The organism is Streptomyces sp. bgisy159, assembly GCF_057707805.1.
Window position 1 is genome coordinate 1 of record NZ_JBYIQX010000106.1, and the last position, 2,820, is coordinate 2,820.

Sequence of the window (2,820 nt, forward strand, 5' to 3'; positions counted from 1 at the left end):
TGTCGGCGTACACGTGAACGTGCAGGGTCGCGTACGGATGAACGTGCAGGGTTCCTGATGTGCTGAGGTTCAGGGTTCGACACTCTGCTGCCTGTTGGTCGAGGTCGCAGAGATGGGGTGGCCGTGGTCCTGGATCCGCAGCGCTGGCTGGAACTACGGCGTTTTCGTGGCCTGGTCGAGTCCGGAGTGATGAGCCTGACCGAGGTTGCCAAGGAGACTGGCCTGAACTGGCGGACGGTCAGCAAGTACCTGGCAGCCGACGGACCCGCATCGCCTCCGCGCCGGTCACCGAACGGCAGGTCACGGGCGAGGGTGATCGACGAGTTCGCGCCGCTGGTCGACTCGATGCTGCGGGCGGAGATCCTGATGAAGGCCGCCGTGATCCACGAGCGGCTCGCCCAGGAGTACGGGTTCACCGGCAACTACCAGCGGACCAAGCTCTACGTCCAGGAAGCCCGGCCCCGGATCGCCGAGGAACTCGGCATCACGCCGAATGAGCTGGCAGGCATGCACCGCCGCTTCGAGGTGATCCCCGGCGCCCAGGCCCAGGTGGACTGGGGCGACGAGGGCAAGATCCTCGCCCACATGGGCATCCCGAAGGTCTACTCCTTCCACATGACGCTGTCGTACTCGCGCGACCCGTTCTGCTGCTTCACCACCAGTCAGGACCTGCAGACGTTCTTCGACTGCCACCGCCGCGCGTTCGCGCACTTCGGCGGCGTCCCGATGACGATCGTCTACGACCGGACCAAGACCGTCGTCCGCCGCCACGTCGCCCCCGGCGAGGCGGTCCCACTGCACCCGGAAGCGGTCGGCTTCGCCGGACACTACGACTTCGATATCGACGTTCTGGCCGCCTACCGGCCCACCGGCAAGGGCCGCGTCGAGCGCCAGGTTCTGATCGTCCGTGACCACGTCCTGTCCGGCCGGTCCTTCTCTTCCGTCGAGGAGATGGACGCCGCCTTCATCACCTGGGTGCCGCAGCGACGGGCTCAGGCCCACCGGACCCACCAGCAGGTCATCGGAGAGCGGGCGGCCCGTGATCACGTGGCCCTCAAGCCTCTGCCGCCGACCCCTTATCTGGTGGCCGAGCGGCACCTGCGGCCGGTCGGCAAGGACTGCCTCGTCGCCTTCGGCGGCAACCTCTACTCGGTGCCCGCCCGCAGGGTCCGCCCCCGGCAGCTGGTGGAGATCCGGGCCACGAAGTCGCAGATCATGCTGCATTCCACCATTGCCGACTCCAGCGGCGAGACCCTGCTGGCCACCCACCCGCGGGCGATCGGCCGCGGCGTCCGGGTCGTCGAAGAGTCTCACTGGGACGGCCTGCCCATGGGCAAGGGACGCCGGACCACCACCGGTGATGCCTTGCCGCCGCCCCGTCGTGAGCGTCCTCGGGGTGAGGAGACAGGGCCTTTGCGTGCTCTGCTGAACCGGGCCGCGGCCACCCATATCGAGGTCGGCCGTCGTCCGCTGTCGGTTTATGACGAGCTGACCGGCACCCGTCCCTTCACCACCCACCCGAGCATGAGGGAAACGTCTTGAGCGAGCTGGTCTCCACCCGCATCCGGAACACGGCCGGCAAGCTCGGCCTGCCTCACCTGGCCGAGACGATCAACGAGTACGCCCGGCGGGCCGACGAGGGGAAGATGGGCTATCTCGACTTCCTCGACCTGGTGTTGTCCGAGGAACTGGCTGTCCGTGACGACCGCCGCTTCCGCCAGGGCCTGCGGCTCTCGAAGCTGCCGCACCACAAGACGCTCGACGAGTACGACTTCTCCTTCCAGCCCGAGCTCGACCCCCGCAAGGTCAAGGACCTCGCCACCCTCTCGTTCGTCGAGGGCAAGGCGAATGCCGCCCTGCTCGGGCCGCCCGGGGTCGGCAAGACGCACATCGCCGTCGCACTGGCGGTCGCAGCCTGCCGGGCCGGCTACTCGATCTACTTCACCAGCCTCGACGACATGGTCCGCAACCTCAAAGCCGCCGAGACCGCCGGACGGCTGACGAACAAACTCGGAACCTACCTGCGGCCCGGCGTCCTCGTGGTCGACGAGGTCGGCTACCAGCCCCTCGAACGAGCCGAGGCGAACTTGGTCTTCCAGGTCATCTCCAAGCGCTACGAGAAGGGCTCGATCATCCTGACCTCGAACAAGACCTTCAGCGAGTGGGGTCAGGTCTTCGGCGACGAGGTCCTCGCCACCGCGATCCTCGACCGCCTCCTCCACCACTGCGAAGTAATCTCCATCAACGGCCCCAGCTACCGGCTCAAGAACCGTCTCCAGGCCATCGAGCGAGAGAACGACGTGGCCTGACCAGCTGCGATCACGACACCGGATCGTCGCCCGGCGGGATGAAGGCGTCGGCCCCATCAGCATCCTCGACATGCCCCTGAGCATCGACCGTGATGGCCGTCGCCCGCCCCTGCGACGTGATGAGCCAGGCCACCACCTGTTCCGTCAGCGGCGTTCCCCCTGGGCCCTCGTTCTTCCAGTGCACCCGCCACCCTCCACCAGGCACGGCGGCCACGACCTGGTCGGCTCGCTCCAGGTGCGAGAAGTCCTCGTAGTCCGTCACCGCACGCAGGGCGCCGCGCTTGGGATCGACGACCAGGGCCGTCCCGGTCACTTGGTCCCAGCCCTCCACACGGACCATGCGGCCGATCTCGGTGTCGGTGCCATTGAAGATCGCGGTCCAGCCGGTCTGATTGAAATAGCGAAGAGACACCGCGCCATCATCTCGAACCACGACGCTCGCGCTTCACAGGGCTCCCTGCTCTGCACGTTCATCCGTACGCAGCTCTGCACAGAGACGAGTACGCCGACA

At 67.1% G+C, this 2,820-nt stretch carries 3 protein-coding genes; 2 read left to right on the forward strand and 1 reads right to left on the reverse strand.

The annotated features are described in order from the left end of the window. The first annotated feature begins 123 nt into the window (after positions 1-123). Positions 124-1,542, forward strand: coding sequence for an IS21 family transposase (gene istA, locus AC3ET3_RS35970; RefSeq protein WP_488191854.1), 1,419 nt, complete (start codon positions 124-126; stop codon positions 1,540-1,542). Continuing rightward, on the forward strand, positions 1,539-2,309 hold the full coding sequence (gene istB / locus AC3ET3_RS35975) for an IS21-like element helper ATPase IstB (protein WP_406721938.1): 771 nt from the start codon (positions 1,539-1,541) through the stop codon (positions 2,307-2,309). Before istA ends, istB begins: the two co-directional genes overlap by 4 nt. A gap of 10 nt (positions 2,310-2,319) precedes the next feature. Here the strand turns inward: istB and AC3ET3_RS35980 are convergent, their stop codons facing one another. Further along, a complete protein-coding gene (locus AC3ET3_RS35980) occupies positions 2,320-2,721 on the reverse strand; it encodes a hypothetical protein (RefSeq protein ID WP_432140055.1) in 402 nt (133 codons plus the stop codon). Between the last annotated feature and the right edge of the window lie 99 nt (positions 2,722-2,820).